The organism is Zobellia galactanivorans (genome assembly GCF_000973105.1).
Taxonomy (GTDB): Bacteria; Bacteroidota; Bacteroidia; order Flavobacteriales; family Flavobacteriaceae; genus Zobellia; species Zobellia galactanivorans.
This window is the reverse complement of record NC_015844.1, coordinates 4,372,629-4,392,942: the sequence shown is the minus strand read 5'-3', so window position 1 is coordinate 4,392,942 and position 20,314 is coordinate 4,372,629. Positions and strand designations below refer to the sequence as shown.

Below are 20,314 nucleotides of genomic sequence, written 5' to 3'. Positions count from 1 at the left end.
AAAACCATCAATTTACAATAGCGTCGTAAATTACTTTTTGAATACGTGTTCGTAAACCCGATTTTATCAAAAGCGTATTGGAAGAGGAAGGGTAAGTTCTGTTCGACAAGAATACGTAAACGATTTCCTCTTCGGGATCGGCCCAAGTATAGGTGCCGGTAAAACCACTGTGGCCAAAACTTTTTCGGGATACACAACCACAGGTAGGGCCGCCATCTTTTAATTGGGGTTTATCAAAGCCTACCCCACGCCTCACGTTCTCATCGCAGAAATAACAGGTATTGAACTTTTTGACCGTACGTGCATCCAAAAAACGGGTGCCTCCGTAAATGCCGTCCTGTAAGTACATTTGCATGATCTTGGCGATATCACCTGCATTACTGAAAAGTCCGGCATGGCCTCCGACCCCACCTTGCATGGCCGCCCCCATATCGTGCACATAGCCTTGAACGGTCTCGTAACGGTAATATTTATCGACCTCGGTGGGTACAATCCTGTTTTTAGGGAATTTCTCAAGAGGATTATAACTCGTATTCAATGCCCCGATGGGCTTATACAGAAATTCATCCACCTGCTTGTCCAATCGCTTCTTGCCAACTTTTTCAATGTATTTTTTCATCACGTAATAACCTACATCACTGTACCTATAGCGATTCGATTTTAAGCTCTGTCTCCCGATCCGGTTATAGATGGAATCGTTATACGCATCGGTAAGATAAAGTTTATCGGTTACCTTATACGAAAAACCATCGGTAGGTTCCGTTCTATAGAACTCTTTCGATGGTTTTCGGTTCTTGTCAAGCGTAGCGACATAAAAAGCGATCCACGCGGGCAGTCTTCCATAATGTGACAATGCCTTTAGTACGGTGACGTTCTTCAGTTCCGATTCGGCATATTCGGGAATCAGTTCCTGAAAGGTATTGTTCAGTTTGATATCCCCCTCCTCTTCCATTTTCATGATCATCGGCAACGTACCCAATATTTTTGTTATGGAAGCCAAATCATAAATATGTTCGGTGGTAATACTGTCCTTAGAATCGTAGGTCGGCTTACCAAACCCTTTATTATAGACCACCTTTCCCTTTCGGGCCACCAGTACCTGGGCACCCGGAAACATTAAAGAATCGATCCCATGCCGTACCAGTGTATCGATTTGGGCCAATTTGGCCGCATCGAAACCCACCCGCTCGGGATAACTGTACCCCAATCGCAATAACGACTTTAACCGAACCTGGGTGTTTACCGGAAAATCGCTATGGGCGGTAACCGGCAACTTACCTTCACCGGGGATGGCCCCGAAAATCAACTGAGCCGTCTTACGCTGTGCCAACTCGCTGTTTTGATACGCTACCACTACCCCGTCGATACTCTTAAAGGAAGGTACATCTAAGAGCGCGTAAGGCTTAGCGAATACCGACAATATCAAGTTTGATGTTCGTTGGTTCGCTATTTCCTCCAACCACTGTAGTTCTCTTTTTGAAAACTTATACGCTTTCCAAGGGCTTTCATTACTCTTATGAAGTCCCACGATTACCAAGTTATAATCTTTAAGCTTCGTCTTTAAGGTTCCGATATCACTGGCGTTCACCTGTTTTACCGCAGCATATTTGTTCAATTCTTCAAGAAAGGGATCACTATTGGCATCGCCGAACTTTACATAGGCGATTTTCTTGTTCTCCAACTGCTTGACTCCCATCAGGTAAAAATTGTTCTTTACCACGGTCAAGGCCTTTTCTATGGCCTCTTCGTAAATCAGGTCATCGGTTCTCGAATTCAGGTCCTCATAAAGGTTTTTGAGCTCCACCGGCTTATACCTGTTTAGCCCGACCTTATATTTCGCCATTAAAATTTTCTTTACCGAACTGGCCAACCTTTCTTCGGTAATCCTTCCCTTTTCATAAGCTTTGGCCAGTTTTTCCTTGGCCTTGTCCACTTGTGTAGGCATTAATAGGATGTCATTGCCCGCCATGAAAGCGGCCAACTCGGCATCACCATCTTTACCGTGGTTGGTTACACCCTTCATATTTAGGGCATCGGTAAAAACCAATCCTTTAAAATTCATTTCCTCCTTTAACAACCCGGAAATGATCTGCTCCGACAAGGAAGACGGAAGTTCTTTTTGCAACTCGAGCGCAGGTACCTCTAGATGGGCGACCATAACACTACTCAAGCCTTCGTCGATCAATCTTCTGAAAGGATACAATTCTACACTGTCAAGTCGTTCGCGGGTAAAATTGATCATGGGCAAGGCCTTATGCGAATCGGTTTCCGTATCCCCATGGCCCGGAAAGTGTTTTCCACTGGCGAGTACCCCGGCACTTTCCATTCCTTTCATAAAGGCAATTCCCTTATTGGCTACATTCTCACGGTCTTCCCCAAAAGAGCGATTACCTATTATAGGGTTTTTCGGGTTTGTATTGATATCGATGTCGGGAGCAAAATTGATATGCACGCCCAAACGCTTGGCATGCTCCCCGATGCGCCTACCTACCTTTCGTACCACGGTGTTATCGGTAATGGCCCCTAGGGTCATATTCCATGGAAAGGCATATGTAGAGTCTAACCTCATGGCAAGTCCCCACTCGGCATCTAGGCCGATCATCAAGGGAAGTTTTGAAACCGATTGAAATTCGTTCGTCAGTTTGGCCTGTCTCATAGGGCCACCCGTAGAAAAGATTACCCCTCCAATATGCTGTTCCTTAATGAGTGCCTTTATTTTATCTGTACTGGATTTAGCCTGATCCGAGCCCACCATGACCATAAAAAGTTGTCCTAACTTTTCGTCAAGCGTCATCTCACTATAGCGCGCATCGACCCATTTACTTTGGGCCAGACTGTCTTTGGTCACCAAAGGATGTTGCGCTGCAGCACCTAGAATTACAAAAAAAAGTAAGGAAAAAACAGAAAAAAAACGCATTGTTCAGATAGATCTATGGCAATAACTAAAAACTAAAAGGAATATTGCATTTCATCCGATATATATAATGAAACCAATACTTCAGGAAACATGTCGAACCGATTTCACTACATAAACCGGGCATGCCAACTCTCCCCGGCGGGTACTTCCCAATGTTCTTGGTACTCCTGTTTATTGGCAACAAGATTGTTAAAAACAATAGTGTTTTTAGACACTGCCTTTTGTTTGGCCATTTTTTTGAAATCTATCAAGGTCTTATAGGCAATGTGCTCGCCTTGCTTATAAGAAACGTTCATCTTATCAAGAAGTTCTACATTGTATTTTTTTTCTAAATGTTGGATAAAGTGAACCGATGCGTCTATTGAACAACCTGATGCGGCCACCTCACTTTGGTCGAGGGCCAAAACAATAAACCTTTTGTATTTTATTTCATATCCTGCTTTCAACTGACTACCATGGGCGGTCCATTCGGTTATAAAGTCGTTGAGCTCGTTACGTATTTCGGCCAATTCGGCTTCGGTAAAACTGCGGTTGGCCTGATAGATCCATATGCGTGAAGCATCGGGCAAAGTATTAAATTCTACTAGCATTTTCTTGTGTTCTAATTGGGGGTTCTTAATCGAGGGGCCCTACAGGTCTTGCGCAGAGGCAATCAGCTCGGCAATATCCATCACGGCAATGGCGCCCTCCTTTTCTTTATTCTTAACTCCGTCTGTCATCATCGTATTGCAAAATGGGCATGCGGCGGCAATAATTTCAGGCTGGGTCTCCATTGCCTGTTCCGTACGCTCTATGTTCACGTCCTTATCCCCTTTTTCCGGTTCCTTGAACATCTGTGCCCCACCGGCACCGCAACAAAGTCCCTTTTGCCTACAGCTCTTCATTTCAATAAGCTCGGCATCAAGTTTTCGGATCATTTCCCTTGGCGCTTCGTAAACATTATTGGCCCGGCCCAAATAGCACGGGTCATGGTAAGTTATACGCTTTCCTTTGAATTTTCCACCTTCAAGGGTAATCCTTCCGTCTTCGAACAGGGTCTTTAAAAATTGGGTATGGTGAACCACCTCATACTGCCCCCCTAAACCGGGGTACTCATTTTTAATGGTATTGAAGCAATGGGGACAAGCCGTTACGATTTTATTTATACCGTAGGCATTCATCACTTCGATATTGGTAACCGCCTGCATTTGAAAGAGAAACTCGTTGCCCGCCCTTTTGGCCGGATCACCGGTACAACTCTCCTCCGTACCCAAAACGGCAAAGGAAACATTCGCCTTGTTGAGCAATTGCACAAAAGCCTTTGTTATTTTTTTCGCCCTATCGTCAAAACTACCCGCACAGCCGACCCAAAACAAAACTTCTGGTTTCTGACCTGCGGCAAAGAGTTCTGCCATTGTTGGAACTTTCAATTCGTTCGCCATTGTAAAAAATTCAAATTCTAAAATTAGTATCGCGGCCCAAGTACCTTGTTTATTCTTCTTTGGCCCAGTTGAGTCGATCCATCTGGTTGAAAGGCCAAGGCGCCCCGTTATTTTCTATATTCCCCATCATATTGTTCAAATCCGTAGGCGCAGCGGATTGCTCCATTACCAAATATTGACGCATATCCATGATTATGGAAAGGGGATCTATGCTCACCGGACAAGCCTGAACACAAGCATTACACGTAGTGCACGCCCAAAGCTCCTCCCTAGAGATATAATCGTCTAGCAATTGCTTTCCGTCGTCTACAAACTGCCCCTTGTTGGCATCTATATTCTTACCCACTTCCTCTAAGCGGTCACGGGTATCCATCATGATCTTTCTGGGCGACAATTTTTTTCCGGTCTGGTTGGCCGGGCACTCGTCGGTACACCGCCCACATTCAGTACAGGTATAAGAATTCAACAACTGCACCCAACTCAGGTCGGTAACGTCGGAAGCCCCGAATTTTTCAGGTTCCCCAGCATCTTCTTCCGTAGGAGCGGCAAAAGGGTCGGCAGAAGGATCCATCATCAATTTTACCTCTGCGGTTACGGCATCCAAGTTTTTAAACTGTCCCTTTGGCTTCAATTTACCGTAATAGGTATTGGGAAATGCCAAAAGAATATGTAAATGTTTGGAATAATAAAGGTAATTCAAAAAACAAAGTATCCCTATAATATGAAGCCACCATGCCGTACGTTCCAAAAGTATCAACGAAGACATGGACATCCCCTCAAAAAGAGGTGCCATAAACTGGCTTACCGGAAACATACCGGCCTTTAAATAATGGTCTGCCCCCATTTGCTGCAATTGGTAATCGGCCCCGTTCATAGTCAGGAACAATACCATAAGAACCAATTCTATATACAGAATAAGATTTCCATCTTGCTTGGGCCAACCCGTCATTTCCGGTTTGATAAAACGTCTGACCCGAATAATATTACGGCGTACCCAAAATACGGTTACGGCAACAATGACCAAGAAAGCCAATACTTCAAAAGAGCCGATCAGCACATCGTATACCGAACCAAGGGGCGCAAAAAGGCGGTGTGTCCCCAAGATGCCGTCGAGTACGATCTCCAACACCTCGATATTGATAATGATAAAACCGACGTATACTATAATATGCAGAAAGCCCGCTACGGGACGAACCACCATCTTCGTCTGCCCCAAGGCAATTTTGGCCATGTTTTTCCAACGTTGGCCTTTGTCATCGCTTACGTCTACATCTTTACCCAGTTTAATATTTCTTGACAGCCGTTTTACGTTTCGGGCAAAAAAACCGATACCGGCTATAAGTACGATTACAAATAAAATATTTGGGAAGTATTCCATCTATTGTTCGGGTTGTGGTTGTGGTTGAAGGTTGGCTGGATCGTCTTCCGGTAATTCGTAATCTACCTGCTTCTTACCGAAAACGGATACGTTTACGTAACGCTTGGGGTTCAAACGAAAGTCTTGGAGCAATAGATCCAGTTCCCTTGATGCATTGTTCAAATTTGTATAAAGTTCTTCGTCTTTCATAAGCTTGCCCAAAGTACCGTCCCCCTTCTCTATATTCGACATCAATTTGTTCAAATTGACCATAGTGGACTCTAGGTTTGCCAAAGTATTGCCGAGACCGGCATTGTTCAACGAGTCTGATAGTTTAGCGAAATTAGAGGTAAGTTCCTGAAAATTGTTCAGCGATTGGTTCAAGTTCTCCTCGTTGGTACTTAAAATCCGGCTGAGCATATCGGCGCTTTTTTGAAAACTGGCTACGGTAGCGTTCAGACCGCTCAAGGTTTCCCTCAAATCTTTTTTGGCCCTATCGTCCAGCACTTCGTTCACGTTCATCAACAAGCTATCGGCATTGGTAACGGCCCCTTCCACTTTTTGCTGTAAGGGAGTCAGTTGTTTCTGTACCAATTGTGTCAGCCCCAGCTGAACCTTGCTGGTCAAGGTGTCGCCCGACTTTGCCATCGGTGCCCCGTCAAATATGGGTTTAACCTGAATGCCCTTTCCCCCGATAATTCCCGTATCGTAGAGCTCGGCAAAACTGTTCTTACTGAATTCAAAATCACTTTTAATAAACAAAGTGACCAATAAATGACCGCTCTGGTCCTTGAACTTAACGTCGGTCACCTTACCTACCACAAAACCGTTTATGGTTACGGGCGTGCCCACTTGAAGTCCTCCGACCTCTTTATACACTGCGTATATGGTTTTACCATCTTCAAATAAAGGCGATGATTTCAAATAGCTAAAACCTAAGATGAACAATAGAATACCGCCTATTACTATTATTCCTGTTTTTATTTCCCTGGATAGTTTCAAAAGGATCGATTTTGGGTTAATTAGAGACTTCTTTCAATATATAGGTCCCTAACAAAATTAGAAATAAAATATGGAAGGTAATTATTTATTGTATCGAAACCTACTTGAGACTGTCTTTAAAAGGTATCCGTTCGCCATTTCTATAGGCAACGATATACGAAGTGGTATACCCTTTTAAGTCGGCGTTCGATTTCAACATTTTTGCCTCTTCCAATGATGGTGTGCTACCATATACATATCTATAAAGCCCTTTATAAGGTTCTTTGGCCACCCGATTGAGTCCGTTGAACGATTCAGGTCGTAACGGGAGGTTCTTTGCACTGGCCATAATCTGAACCTTGTACACCACATCGGATTTTTTTTCCGCTGGGGCCACAGTAGTTTCCTTCGAAACCGAAGGTGCTGTCTTTTGTGGTTCTGGGGGAGTCTCTTTTTTTACCGCAACGTCCTGATCATTTCCCTTGGCCTCTTCGATGATTTGAATAGCCTCCTTCTTTGGCTCCGCGGGCACCTCGGTAGTCTTGGCCACAATAGGCTCGTCTTTGATTTTTTGCGATACCGTTTCTTTTTTCGGGGCAGCGACCGGTTCCGGTTTAGGCTGTTCTTTCTTTTCCTCTATCGGTTCGGGTTCGGGCGTACTGGCTATGATACTCGTATCGAAATCGGCAATATTGGCCCTAATATTCTCTTTATACGTAAGGATTGCCTCGGCTATGGAGGTTCCCATCTCCGACTGTCCCCTTTTTGAATTCAGGTAGGCCCCTTCCTCCTTATTCGTCAAAAAACCGGTTTCCACCAATACACTCGGCATAACGGTCTGGTGCAAAACAATAAACCCGGCCTGCTTGACCTTTCTATCGGTTCTCTTGAGCTTTTTCGTAAAGTTGTCTTGAATGGCCTTCGCCAAAGCTATACTCTGATCCAAAAACTCTTCTTGCATTATGGTAAGTCCGATTACCGACTCAGGCGAGTTAATATCGTAATCGGCGTACTTGCTCTTATAATTATCCTCCAAATAAATTACCGAGTTTTCCTTTTTTGCGATTTCAAAATTTTGTTTGTTCGCATGAAGTCCCAAAACAAAGGTTCCCGCACCGTGTGCATTTGAAGTATGTGAATCGCAATGAACCGACACAAAAAGGTCGGCATTGGCCTTATTCGCAATTTGTCCCCTTTCATAAAGATCTACGAAGGTATCATCCTTACGGGTATAGATTACTTTTATATTCGGATTTTTCTCTAAAATAGAGCCAGCTTTTAATACAATGTTCAACGCGATCTGCTTTTCCAAATACCCGTTGCCCATATTGCCTGGATCATGTCCACCATGCCCAGCATCAAGCACTACCGTGAATTTTCCATCGTTTCTGTTTTCAGGATTCTTGGTGTAAAAAGAAGATAAGATTAGTGCTAAAAAAATAATAGGAAATAGGAAAAACCGTTGTACACGGGTATTCACTCTGTATTTAGAAGCCTTCATTATGGTTAAATTTATGGTAACACCCTGTATAGGGAACGAAAAATATATGTAAGTTTGAGCTCCGAAAAATAAGCCGAACGGTTACAAAAATAGGATATATAGCCTTGCAATCAAACAAACATCTTTTACTTTTACTAGCATTGCTATTTGTTGGCGCTTTCAATTCACTCGCTCAAGAAGACGGTTTAATATGGCTACCCATCAAAGCAGACAAGGATACTATTATTGCCCCACTTTTCCCAGACCCTGTACAAAAAGACAGTATAGCGGGAGATTCAACCGCACTTGGCCCCAATAATGGCAAGGAGCCCTTACTACTTGACAAAATCAAGTACAAGGCCAAAGATTACGTCAAACTGAGCCAAAAAGACCAAAAGATATACCTCTATAACGAAGCCGAAATATATTACCAAGATACCGAATTAAAAGCCGGTATTATTACAATGGACTATATTAAAAACGAGGTATACGCGGGGCGGATCAAAGATTCTTTGGGCAATTATACCCAGCTCCCCTATTTTAAACAGGGTGATAACGAGGTACGGCCCGACAGTATCCGTTTTAACTTTGACACCCAAAAAGCCTTGATCTGGAACTCAAGAACCGAGCAGCAGGCCGGTCTGGGACAATTGGGAAGCGACGCCATGAAGGTTTATGCGGAGATCACAAAAAAGGAAAACGATTCGGTCTATTTTCTTCACGAAGGAAAATTGACCACCTCACAAGACACCATAAATCCCGATTACTACATTCGGATCCGAAAGGCGAAATTTGTCCCCAAAAAGAAGGTCATTGCAGGCTTCAGCAACCTTTACATAGCCGATGTGCCGACGCCCGTGGCCTTGCCCTTTGCCTATTTCCCTTTAACGGTAGGCCGCTCCGCAGGATTGATGATGCCTACATTCGGTAACGACCCCGATAGAGGCTACTTTTTACAGAATGGAGGGTATTACATACCCTTTTCCGATTATGCGGATATTACCCTTACGGGGGATTTCTATACCAACGGAAGTTATGGTTTTAGAACACAAAGCGTGTACAGCAAGCGCTATCGCTACCGCGGTAACGTTAATTTCAGGTACGAAAATTTGGTCACGAGCCAGAAGGGTTTTGACGATTATAGCAACAGTAAGGTGTGGAACATTCAGATATCACACTCACAAGACACCAAGGCCAGTCCCAATTCCCGGTTTTCGGCATCGGTAAACCTAGGAAGCAGTTCGTATTACCAAAACTCATTGAACCAGGTAAACCTGCCCTTGACCCAGAACAACAACCTATCGTCATCCATTTCATATTCCAAGACCTTTCCGGCCTATCCTTCGGTCAACATGAGCCTTACGGCAAGTCACTCACAGAATACGAGCCCTACGGCACGTGCCAACCCCGACCAAGACAACATACAGATGACCCTTCCTACCTTTCAGGCCAGTATGGAACGTATATTCCCATTCGCCAAAAAAGACGGAATCAAAAAAGGGGTGATACAGAATATTAATTTCCAGTATGACGTCAATGCACGTAACTCACTGACTACGAACGACGAAAACTTTTTAAAGGCGGCCATGTTCGACAATGCCAAGGTCGGTGCAAAACACCGCATCCCTATCAGCACCAATTTTAAGGTCGCCAAATTTTTCAGTGTTACCATGGGCGGTAGCTACGAAGATGTATGGGCATTGGAAACCTATACCCAACGCTACGAGCGCAGCGAAGACGGTGAGATCGGTTCGGTCGTAAAAGATACCATTTCAGGTTTTGACCGTTACAACAAATACAATATGAGTGCCAGTATAGGAACCACGGTCTACGGTACTTTCAATTTTGGGGAAGACAAAAAGATACAAGCCTTACGCCACGTTATGCGGCCCTCGTTAAGCTACGGTTACTCCCCTTCTTTTGACCAGTTCTACGATGAATACCTGAACAACGATACCGGAGAGGTTGTACAGTATAGCCGCTTTGAAGGCACGCTAAACGGTGCCCCTAGCCTCGGCAAGAGCAACAGCCTTAGCTTTTCTTTGGCAAACACCCTCGAAGCCAAGGTAAGGGATAAGGATTCAACGGCCACCGAACCCAAAAAGATTCCGATCCTTAGCAATTTCAATATTTCCACCGGATATAATTTTGAGTCGGATTCCTTAAAATTAAGCCCCCTAAGAATTAACGGCGGAACGAACATTTTAGACAATAAAATGTCTATTAACTTTTCTGCAGGCCTTGACCCATACGCCATAGACAACAATGGTAGCAGAATCGACAAATTCAACATCGATAACGGAGGAAGCCTTTTTAGATTGACCCAAGCCAATATAAACATCGGGTATTCCATAGACAGCAAGACCTTTGGAAAAAAGAAAGAAGAAGAGGAAGAAGAGGAAGAGGCCGGTGCCTACGATTACGTAGCCCAAAGCGGAGGTAGGGACGACGACCTTTTCGGAAGGGCGGACGACTTTGACAGGCGAAGAATAGATGACGACGAAAAAGATAAGGGTGAAGACGTAGATAACCCGCGCTACGCCACCAAAATCCCATGGAATTTCCGATTGGCCTATTCCGCAAGTTACTTCAACTCGGCCCGACAGAACGAATTCAGCAGTCATTCATTGATGTTCTCGGGCGACATTGAGCTTTCTCCCCGTTGGAAGGTGGGCGGCTCCAGTGGATACGATTTTAAGAACAAAGGTTTTACCCTTACCCAGTTACGCTTTGAACGCGACCTAAAAAGTTTTAGGATGAACTTTAACTGGACCCCTTTTGGTCAATACTCTCGATGGTATTTCTTTATCGGAATAAAAAGCTCCATCCTTAGCGACCTGAAGTGGGAAAACCGAAGTCAGCGCTAACAAGGTCGACATTCTTAGCTACATTTGCTAAAACAGCCTACAGCTAAAAAACAAAAATCACAGAACGATGAAAACAATAATCAACACCCCTAATGCCCCTGCCCCTATTGGTCCTTACAACCAAGCCGTCTTAAGCGGAGATACCCTTTATATATCAGGACAGATCCCTATAGACCCCGCCACAGGAAAGCTTATTGAGGGTGACATCGCAAAAGAGGCACGACAATCTATGGAAAACCTAAAAGCGGTACTTACCGAAGCCGATATGACTTTTGAAAATGTAGTCAAGAGCACTATTTTCTTGAAGGACATGAAGCAGTTTTCAGAGGTCAACGAAGTGTACGCGACTTATTTCGACAGTGAAACGGCACCCGCCAGGGAAACCGTAGAAGTCTCAAACCTGCCCAAGTTCGTCAATGTTGAAATTTCAATGATTGCGGTACGCTAACCCAAAACAAAACAGGCCTTGACTTTCATCAAGGCCTGTGATATATTGCAATAAACAAAGCTAGATGGTTTCTACATGAAACTCCATCAATCCTTCTATCGGTCGTTGTCTAATAACCCCAACGATCAAGTCGTTACGCTCAAGGACCGTTACCAGTTCATCCCTTAAGTAATGCGCTATACTTCCCACAAAGTTGATCGGCACCTTGGTCGCCAGTTCAAACTGCATGATATAGTTGTTTACAAACTGCTGGAAGCCCTTATCGATAACCCCTTTACAATACGGATGGTTTTTGTTTTCCACTAAAAACCGGGCAAAGGTAGCCAAATAGGTATTCGGATTCGGTTGTTTGTACAAGTTCTCTTTTATGACATCGGCATCCAAATTATACTCTTTGGCAAACTTGATACCTAAGTCTTGGGGCATTTTGTGAAAATAGTAGTCCCTTATCAACTTTCGTCCAAAGAAATTACCACTACCGTCATCCATGGGTATATAACCTAAGGAAGTCACTTTCTGAAACAGCTGATGCCCGTCGTAGTAACTACAGTTAGAGCCTGTTCCCAAGATACAAACGATTCCTTGGTGACCTATTTTGGTCGTGGAAAAAATTGCGGCATAGGTATCTTCCTTTACATCGGTTTTTGCATTGGGGAAAAAATCCTTAAAGATATCCCCAAGGAATTTTTTCATACGGTCGGTACCACATCCGGCCCCGTAAAAATGCAATCTGGAAACCTTCTCCCTATTTTTAGAAAGCTCAAAGTTATTGGCCAATCTATCCTCGATTACCTCTCTAGTCAAAACTTCTGGGCTCAACCCTAAGGTTTGGGTCATAAACAACTGGTTACCCTTTTCATCCAAGGCAATCCAATCTGATTTTGTGGCCCCACTATCTACAATTAAAATCATAATCTTCGTTTAAAAAAATAATCCTGAAAATAAGCAATTTTTTGCCCACTCTCAGGATTACCATTAGTAATATTCAGAAAAATTATAAGCTGGCAACGTGCTGAGTCAAATCTACCATTTTGTTAGAAAAACCAGCCTCGTTATCGTACCAACAAATCAATTTGAAGAACTTAGAGTTCAATTCGATACCTGCACCGGCATCAAAAATACTTGTACGTTTATCACTTACGAAATCTTGAGAAACAAGAGCCTCTTCAGTATAACCCAAAATACCTTTCAACTCGCCTTCAGAAGCCGCTTTGAACGCTTTTTTGATTTCTTCGTAAGAAGTGTCTTTTTGAAGACGAACCGTTAAATCCACTACAGATACATCAGCCGTAGGAACCCTAAAGGCCATACCTGTAAGCTTACCTTCCAATGCTGGAATAACCTTAGTTACCGCTTTGGCAGCACCTGTAGATGCAGGAATAATGTTCAACATAGCACTTCTACCACCTCTCCAGTCTTTTCTAGAAGGACCATCAACGGTCATTTGAGTTGCTGTAGTAGCGTGAACCGTAGTCATCAATGCCTCCTCGATACCGAAGTTATCGTTCAACACTTTGGCCATTGGAGCCAAACAGTTGGTAGTACAAGATGCGTTAGATACGATAGTGTTAGAAGCCGTAACCTCTTTATGGTTAACACCCATTACGAACATTGGGGCATCTTTGGACGGAGCGGAGATCACTACTTTTTTGGCACCCCCATCGATGTGGTATTGTGCAGTTTCCAAAGTGGTGAAGATACCGGTACACTCGGCAACGATTTCAGCGCCAACGGCATCCCACTTGATATTTTTTGGGTCACGCTCAGCTGTGATCCTTACTGTTTTTCCGTTAACGATCAAGTTACCATCTTGAACCTCAACAGTACCTTCGAACTTACCATGTACGGAATCATACTTTAAAAGGTAGGCCAAATGCTCAACGTCCAACAAATCGTTAATGGCGACTACATCTACACCTTCTCTTCTTACAGTTTCCCTAAAGACCAATCTTCCGATACGGCCGAATCCGTTAATTCCTATTTTTAAATCTGACATGTTCTTCTTGTTTTGAATTAAATTATGTTGTCATTATTTCTGAAACTCGAATAAGTTCCTTATCTATTTTCGTATGTCCTTTGATAGCTTTGCTAATCGGCGTAAGAATAATTTTGTTGTTCTGGACCCCCACCATAAAGTTGGTCTGCCCTTCCAACAAGCTTTCTACGGCCTTCACTCCCATTCTACTGGCCAAGACCCTGTCGTAACAAGATGGCGCCCCTCCACGCTGCATATGCCCTAATACGGACACCCGTACATCGTAAATAGGTAAGTGTTCCTCAACATATTCCTTAAGTTCAAAAACACTTTTACCGATCTTATCACCTTCAGCCACCACAACGATACTAGATGACTTACCCGATTTTTTACTACGCTTTAAAGATTCGAGCAAACGCTCAAGACCTCGGTTCGCCTCAGGAATCAATATCTCTTCGGCACCCGCACCAACGCCGGTATTTAAAGCGATATGACCTACATCCCTACCCATAACCTCAACAAAGAAAAGTCGGTTATGCGAGCTGGCGGTATCCCTAATCTTATCGATTACCTCAACCACCGTATTCATGGCCGTATCAAAACCTACCGTATTAGATGTACCGAATATATCGTTGTCGATAGTACCCGGAATACCTATAATCGGAAAGTGATACTCCTGGTTAAATACCATAGCTCCGGTAAAACTACCGTCGCCCCCGATAACCACGAAAGCATCGATACCCTCTGCCCTTAATTGCTCATAGGCTCTTTTGCGCCCTTCGGGCGTTCTAAAACCATCACAACGGGCCGATTTGAGAATCGTTCCTCCTTTATTGATTATGTTATTGACGCTACGTGCGTCCATCGGCTTAAAATCCCCCTCGATCATGCCCTGATATCCTCTATAGATACCTACGCAATCTACTTTCATGTAGGCACAAGTTCTAACCACGGAGCGTATTGCAGCATTCATGCCGGGGGAATCACCTCCGGAGGTCAAAACACCTATTTTCTTTATTTCTGAAGCCATTAAAAAAAACTAAGTTGCAAAACTAACAAACTTATTCGAATTCCGATCCTGTTATCCATCTAATTTAACGTCTTGATAACTCAGCTCACATTTTCTTAAAATATGTAACCAATTATAACATTTTTACACCCCTAGCTTTCGACTTACTAAGAATATGGCAAAAGCCTGATTCTGCTACAAATGCGAAATTTTAGTATTTTTTTAGATGCGTTTTTTAAGAAAATACACCCGTTTTAGACCGATTACCACTAAAAAGAACCGTATAACCCCTTTTAGTTTAACTGCTTATCCTTAGGATAAAATTTCAGCAAACTATCTTTACCCATTACGGCACTAGGAACCTGGCCGGGTTCGGGAAGCTCTTCTTTAGCCGCTTCCTTTTTTAGAATATTCCGGAAGAGCTCCCTAAAACTATTGAAATCTACTTCATACGAAATACCTACACCTTGGGTATACCCCAATCTATCGGCCAAATATTCCTGTATCTCGTTCTCCCTGTTGAAAAATTTGGCACTTAAGGTCCCTTCTTCGTTCAACAACAATTGTATCTCAAAATTTCCCGCTACGACGGTTTCCGTGGTCCCCCCTACCGGAACCCCTACTTTTCCATTAAAAAGCATGCGGTCACTGATCCGGGTAGAAACGGTCACCCCTATTCTGTTTTCCGTCTGGTAATCGGCACTTCTATCAAGAATTCCCTGCTCGTACGAAAGACCAAGGTTAAATTTATCGTTATTGCCCAACACTTGGTTCAACAGTCCCGAGGCCGATTGCAAAAGATTACCGGTTACCGCTTGTTGGTCGATGCCGGTCTGATCGTTCACGAAAGAGCCCTGAGCCAGTAAGAAAAGGGCATTGCGCTCTTCGACCGTAGGATCCTGCAATCGATATTCCAGCTCAGACTGCACGATACTATTGGTCCCCGGGAAATCAATATTAAACTCGATATCAGGACTCTCAAGGTCATCAGTAAGCTTAATCACCACTTCCGTAGGTATACGTCGCGTATACCCCGGATTATCCAACAGAGGCGCCGGGTTGGCATTCAAGGCATATACCGCCTCGAGGTCCAAGGTCGCCTTTAGAGGCTCACGATCCCATACGATGGTACCCCCCGGTTTCACCTGAAAGGTTTTATTGATCACCCCACCGAACTTATAGTTATACTGTCCTTCGACCACAACAAAATCTCCGTACATTTCAAAGGCACCACGGGTATTGATACGGATCAACAAAATACCGACCCCGCTTCCTTTTAAAGAACTTCCGGTCTTGGTATCGGTCACGATCTCTACCTCTGCATCAGGGGTAACATCAAGGTCAAAAGTAAGCTCAAGTCCCTGAAACTCGTCTAGGGTGCGTTCTTCTTCCACATGGTTCAACTGATTCTTCTCCACAAAATTGATAAAGGAATAATCCCCAATGGAAGCCACATCACTAAGCGGAATCTTTAAGGAAGTCCCCCTTGCCGTTTTTCCTTCCACCTTAATATTCAAAGCCTTGGTAGGCCCGAAAATCCGACCTTTTCCGTCTAAGTAACCGGTACCATAGTACAGCACTTCCTCTTCAAAGTCGGTATTCAAAATCAAAAGCCTGTCGTTATTCGTATCTACATCGATATCGAGCAACCAATTATCAAAAAAGGAATGACTTATCGTTCCATCCAAGACTGCCTTGGTCTTCTTATCTACGTCCGTAATTTTTATCTGATCGAAATCAAAGGTCTGCTTACTCAGGTTCACCCTAGAGTTCGCCGCAAAATCATAGTCAACATTTAGATACGGAATACCCAGACCGGCCTTATCCAAGGTAAGTACACCGCTAAAATCAGGGTTATCTACCGAACCTTGGATACGTGCATTACCGCTGACATACCCCCGTATATGGCTAATAATATTTTCCCCCAGGGGAGCAAAAGGCTCCAAATCAAACCGATCAAAGCTTACCAAAAGGTTGGCTTTGGGCATATCTTCCTTATTGTCGATACTCCCTACCACGCTCAATTTTTCCAATCCCTTATCGGTAATCTGTGAATTTACCGCAAACTCCGTCAAATCTTTATTACCGACAATACCTACGGTAAGATCCCCCAAGCGCATATCATTAATGGAGAAATCATCGACCGCAAGGTTGGAAGAAGGCAAATAAATATTGTCTTTCTGCAAGATATTGAGCGTTCCGTTCACTTCTCCCTGCAACCGAAGACTATCTATAGCAGGCGTTATTTTGTTCAGCGAAACAATCTTGAACTGAAGCTGCAAATCTTTATAGGTAGAGTCGGCCAACTGCCCTTTCAGACGAATCTGTTCCTGGGCGCTATTGTTCATTACGATTTCCCGTATATCGATACTATCGAGCGTACGGTTAATGACTACCTTGTTTTTATTGTCGCCGTCTTTATTGAGAATCCATTTATTCCCCTTAAAGTTTACATCGGAAGTCTTTAAACCGATCACCGACTTGTTGTCTTTATTAAAGGTGTGATAAAAGTTAAGATTATAACTGTCGTTCAAATCACTCCCCCCTTTAAATTCCGTCCTAAAGAACAAGGTGTCTTTTAGAGTCGTGTTGATCAGGTTAAAATCTTTTACATCGTAATAGTTGGTAGAAAGATCACTAACCGATATATAGGTATTGAACAATGGGTTTTTATTATCGATCTTGATATCTATATTATCGGCCTCATTACCAAATGCGACTATACTAGGGGACTTAAAGTTCAACTTAAAGTCACCCTCATCGGCCACAATATTTCCCTTGATAAAGGTATTTGGGTCAAATTTCACTTCAGGAAAAAAGACATCGACAATCTTGTTATAGATCTTAAAATTAAAGGCAAGGGTCTGCCCTCCCGATATCTTAAAAGGCCTATAGTTGGTATAGATACTCCCCAAGGAGTTTTGTACCAAACGACCCAACTCACCCACTTTAAACTTTCCTTTCATATAACCGGTGATAATATCCGGCGAGTTGATATCGATCACGCGAACCGTATCGTTCTCAAAGGTCGAGGACACTTTAAAATCTTCAAAGTAATAGGTGTCGTTCTTATTCTGAAAGATGGTCTTGGTGAATTTGACATCCCCCACAAGGTTATCCAGGGTATTTCCGGTAACGTCCATATTCACATTTCCCTTAAATATGGAAACGCTGTCGTTGACAAAATTCAACTTATTGAGGTCGGCGTAATCAACGGAGGCTATAAAATTAAAATCGTTTCGATCTTCCCCGAAATCGGCAAGCCCTTTAAAGCTGAATTTAATATTCTCGTCATTGCTCAGTACCGTACCATCGAACAACTGCTCCTTTAAAATTCCCGAGACCTTGAGATTCTTATAAGCGTAGTTGTTAAACTCCACCGAATACACCTCACCTATAACCTCGGTATTCAAAGTTTCCTGAACAAAGCCCTGCCCCTCCACATTAAAATCCAAGGAGGTCTTGCCCAATCTTTCGTTTTCGGTAAAATCGCCCAAATCAAAATCAATAAGGGACACAAAACCTTTGTAGGTTGCGTTGTCGATATTGTTGATATCGGAAAGCTCAAGATCGGCATAACTGCTTCCTATAGCTGTATTAAGGTTCACCTTGGCGTCTATTGAATTTTCGGTAATGACCGCATCGCCCCGTATGGTGAACTGCCCCAGTTTCTGAAAACTTGAAGGCAAGGATTTTCCCAATATATTCGGCATAAGGGCACGTAGCTCATAATAGCTTGACGTAACGTTCTTCATATCGGCCCGCATAATGAAGGGCTTTTTACGATCGAACAGGCTTTTAAAATTAAAATTGCCCCTGATACCCGTATTGTCGGACTGTAAGAACAATTCTTCGGTATTAAGGTCATTTAACACCCCAGATATCTTAGACGAAAAATTGACCTCCTTGCCCCTACCGAACTGATCGTAGAGCATGTTTATCTCGTCAAAGGACACGACAGATTCTTCAAATTCGGCCGTTAAGTTGACCTTGTTTAAAAAGTCGGCAAAATCCTTTCGCTCATAATCAAAGACCAAATCCCCTTTTAAGTGCGAACCAACAGTCTGTATCTTCAACGAGTCAAAACGCATTTGCTGTTTTGTATACTTGAAATCGGTAGACATTTGCTGAACGTTGATGCCCCGCTGACTATTAAAGGCCATGGTATTGATTTTGGCCGACACCTGAGGACCAAGAATAAGAAAATCGCTTGCCCCGATATTCAGCTCTTCAAAATCAAGCAAGAGTTGATTTTCAAAATTCTCATCGATCAAGCGAAAAGTACTATTGGCAATCTCAACATCAGAAGACGAAAAGAGAAAAGGATCCGTACCGGGCTTACGCGGTTTTCCGTCATCGAACTTATCGATGAACACCTCAAGGTTGGTACTCCTATTGTCCAAATAGGTTTTCAACTTAAAATCCAGCTCATCTATTTTTATGTCACCAAACTCGAGTTTGCCCTTGCTCAGGTTTCTAATACTAAGAATGGAAGTCGTAAGCTTGTTTACGTAAAAAAGGGTATCTTTTCTGTAGTCCTCAATATAGATTCCTTCAAGATTGGTATCCCACGTAATCAGTGAAATTCTGAGTTTATCGATATTGATATTCGTACCAAAATCATTGTTGATCGTATCCGTGGCATATTTGGCGAAACTTGTCTGAACGAAGGGCAAGGAAAGTATGACCGTAGCTAAAATACAGATCAGCACGAGTACCATCATGGTTCTAATCAGTATTTTTCTCAGTTTTTTGATAGGTCTATATGTTTTACCTTTGCGCGTTCAACTTTTATTCCAAACTCGGTGAAAAACGAAACTATTTATATCCTTGCCATAGAATCTTCATGTGACGATACTTCTGCGGCTGTCTTGAGCAATAAAAAAGTACTCAGTAACATCACGGCCACACAAAAAATTCACGAAGAATATGGAGGTGTTGTACCCGAACTCGCTTCACGGGCGCACCAGCAAAACATAGTTCCGGTAGTACACCAAGCTTTGAACAAAGCAAATATCGACAAAAAACAATTATCCGCCATAGCTTTTACGCGCGGTCCTGGATTGATGGGCTCGCTTCTTGTCGGAACCTCGTTCGCAAAGTCGCTTTCATTAGGCCTGAACATTCCACTAATCGAGGTCAACCACATGCAGGCACACATCTTGGCCCACTTTATAGAAGGGCAACAAGACGGCGCTCCCGAGTTTCCTTTTTTAGCTATGACCATTAGTGGCGGCCACACGCAAATTGTTCTTGTAAAAGATTTTTTCGATATGGAAATTCTCGGCGAAACACTTGACGATGCCGTTGGGGAAGCCTTTGACAAGAGTGCCAAAATTTTAGGCCTACCCTACCCCGGAGGGCCGCTGGTAGACAAATATGCCCAAGAAGGAAACCCCAAAGCCTTTCCTTTCCCTAAACCAAAGGTCGAAGGACTAAATTTTAGTTTCAGCGGATTAAAAACCAGTATTTTATATTTCATACAAAGGGAAACCGCAAAGAATCCCGATTTTGTTCAAGAAAACCTGAAAGATATTTGTGCATCGATACAAAAAACAATCATCCATATCCTAATGGACAAGCTCAAAAAAGCCGTAGAAGAAACCGGAATTACCCAAATAGCTATCGGAGGCGGGGTAAGTGCCAATTCAGGTATTAGGAACGCACTTAAAATGGCCGAAAAAAATAGGGGCTGGCAAACCTTCATACCCCGATTCGAATACTGCACCGACAATGCGGCAATGATCGGCGTAGTAGGCTACCTAAAATACCAACAGCATAAATTCTCCGAACAGGACATCTCCGCCAAGGCCCGTTATATGCTTTCCCAAAAAAAACTCTAACAATAGATTCGCTACA

At 43.3% G+C, this 20,314-nt stretch carries 13 protein-coding genes; 3 read left to right on the top strand and 10 right to left on the bottom strand.

Annotated features, from left to right (window positions below; genetic code table 11):
* Positions 1-7 precede the first annotated feature (7 nt).
* From ZOBGAL_RS17625 to ZOBGAL_RS17600, 6 genes are all read right to left on the bottom strand, one after another.
* Positions 8-2,917, bottom strand: a complete 2,910-nt coding sequence (locus ZOBGAL_RS17625) for a glycoside hydrolase family 3 N-terminal domain-containing protein (RefSeq protein WP_013995073.1) — start codon at positions 2,915-2,917, stop codon at positions 8-10.
* 107 nt (positions 2,918-3,024) lie between these two features.
* Complete coding sequence (locus ZOBGAL_RS17620) at positions 3,025-3,507, bottom strand: hypothetical protein (protein ID WP_013995072.1); 483 nt, start codon at positions 3,505-3,507, stop codon at positions 3,025-3,027.
* A 39-nt stretch (positions 3,508-3,546) separates the two neighbouring features.
* The gene (locus ZOBGAL_RS17615) at positions 3,547-4,338 is read right to left on the bottom strand and encodes a (Fe-S)-binding protein (protein ID WP_013995071.1); all 792 of its coding nucleotides are present in this window, start codon (positions 4,336-4,338) and stop codon (positions 3,547-3,549) included.
* 49 nt (positions 4,339-4,387) lie between these two features.
* The gene (locus ZOBGAL_RS17610) at positions 4,388-5,716 is read right to left on the bottom strand and encodes a (Fe-S)-binding protein (RefSeq protein ID WP_013995070.1); all 1,329 of its coding nucleotides are present in this window, start codon (positions 5,714-5,716) and stop codon (positions 4,388-4,390) included.
* Positions 5,717-6,697 carry an MlaD family protein gene (locus ZOBGAL_RS17605; RefSeq protein ID WP_013995069.1) on the bottom strand — a complete coding sequence of 327 codons (981 nt, stop codon included), beginning with the start codon at positions 6,695-6,697 and terminating at the stop codon, positions 5,717-5,719.
* A gap of 100 nt (positions 6,698-6,797) precedes the next feature.
* Positions 6,798-8,177, bottom strand: a complete 1,380-nt coding sequence (locus ZOBGAL_RS17600) for an N-acetylmuramoyl-L-alanine amidase family protein (RefSeq protein ID WP_013995068.1) — start codon at positions 8,175-8,177, stop codon at positions 6,798-6,800.
* A gap of 104 nt (positions 8,178-8,281) precedes the next feature.
* Here ZOBGAL_RS17600 and ZOBGAL_RS17595 point away from each other — a divergent pair, with 104 nt between their 5' ends.
* Positions 8,282-11,023 (top strand): putative LPS assembly protein LptD, encoded by a 2,742-nt coding sequence (locus tag ZOBGAL_RS17595; protein WP_013995067.1) that lies wholly within the window; start codon positions 8,282-8,284, stop codon positions 11,021-11,023.
* Positions 11,024-11,090: 67 nt separating this feature from the next.
* Positions 11,091-11,471 (top strand): RidA family protein, encoded by a 381-nt coding sequence (locus tag ZOBGAL_RS17590; protein WP_013995066.1) that lies wholly within the window; start codon positions 11,091-11,093, stop codon positions 11,469-11,471.
* 60 nt (positions 11,472-11,531) lie between these two features.
* On the opposite strand, the gene ZOBGAL_RS17585 is transcribed toward ZOBGAL_RS17590, so the two are convergent.
* The 4 genes from ZOBGAL_RS17585 to ZOBGAL_RS17570 all read right to left on the bottom strand — a co-directional run bounded on the left by ZOBGAL_RS17585 (position 11,532) and on the right by ZOBGAL_RS17570 (position 19,179).
* The gene (locus ZOBGAL_RS17585) at positions 11,532-12,383 is read right to left on the bottom strand and encodes a hypothetical protein (protein WP_013995065.1); all 852 of its coding nucleotides are present in this window, start codon (positions 12,381-12,383) and stop codon (positions 11,532-11,534) included.
* Positions 12,384-12,465: 82 nt separating this feature from the next.
* Positions 12,466-13,467, bottom strand: coding sequence for a type I glyceraldehyde-3-phosphate dehydrogenase (gene gap, locus ZOBGAL_RS17580; RefSeq protein WP_013995064.1), 1,002 nt, complete (start codon positions 13,465-13,467; stop codon positions 12,466-12,468).
* Positions 13,468-13,489: 22 nt separating this feature from the next.
* Positions 13,490-14,476, bottom strand: coding sequence for a 6-phosphofructokinase (pfkA, locus tag ZOBGAL_RS17575; protein WP_013995063.1), 987 nt, complete (start codon positions 14,474-14,476; stop codon positions 13,490-13,492).
* A gap of 272 nt (positions 14,477-14,748) precedes the next feature.
* Positions 14,749-19,179, bottom strand: coding sequence for a translocation/assembly module TamB domain-containing protein (locus tag ZOBGAL_RS17570; protein ID WP_013995062.1), 4,431 nt, complete (start codon positions 19,177-19,179; stop codon positions 14,749-14,751).
* An 81-nt stretch (positions 19,180-19,260) separates the two neighbouring features.
* Between ZOBGAL_RS17570 and tsaD the strand changes: the two genes are divergently transcribed.
* Entirely contained in the window at positions 19,261-20,298 is a 1,038-nt protein-coding gene (gene tsaD / locus ZOBGAL_RS17565) for a tRNA (adenosine(37)-N6)-threonylcarbamoyltransferase complex transferase subunit TsaD (RefSeq protein ID WP_013995061.1), read from the top strand.
* The last annotated feature ends 16 nt before the right edge of the window (positions 20,299-20,314 follow it).

What these genes read in the sequence shown, in the direction of transcription:
- ZOBGAL_RS17600 (WP_013995068.1), bottom strand. Translation starts at nt 8,177, where the DNA reads ATGAAGGCTTCTAAATACAGAGTGAATACCCGTGTACAACGGTTTTTC.
- ZOBGAL_RS17625 (WP_013995073.1), bottom strand. Translation starts at nt 2,917, where the DNA reads ATGCGTTTTTTTTCTGTTTTTTCCTTACTTTTTTTTGTAATTCTAGGT.
- ZOBGAL_RS17610 (WP_013995070.1), bottom strand. Translation starts at nt 5,716, where the DNA reads ATGGAATACTTCCCAAATATTTTATTTGTAATCGTACTTATAGCCGGT.
- ZOBGAL_RS17620 (WP_013995072.1), bottom strand. Translation starts at nt 3,507, where the DNA reads ATGCTAGTAGAATTTAATACTTTGCCCGATGCTTCACGCATATGGATC.
- ZOBGAL_RS17615 (WP_013995071.1), bottom strand. Translation starts at nt 4,338, where the DNA reads ATGGCGAACGAATTGAAAGTTCCAACAATGGCAGAACTCTTTGCCGCA.
- ZOBGAL_RS17590 (WP_013995066.1), top strand. Translation starts at nt 11,091, where the DNA reads ATGAAAACAATAATCAACACCCCTAATGCCCCTGCCCCTATTGGTCCT.
- ZOBGAL_RS17585 (WP_013995065.1), bottom strand. Translation starts at nt 12,383, where the DNA reads ATGATTTTAATTGTAGATAGTGGGGCCACAAAATCAGATTGGATTGCC.
- gap (WP_013995064.1), bottom strand. Translation starts at nt 13,467, where the DNA reads ATGTCAGATTTAAAAATAGGAATTAACGGATTCGGCCGTATCGGAAGA.
- ZOBGAL_RS17570 (WP_013995062.1), bottom strand. Translation starts at nt 19,179, where the DNA reads ATGATGGTACTCGTGCTGATCTGTATTTTAGCTACGGTCATACTTTCC.
- pfkA (WP_013995063.1), bottom strand. Translation starts at nt 14,476, where the DNA reads ATGGCTTCAGAAATAAAGAAAATAGGTGTTTTGACCTCCGGAGGTGAT.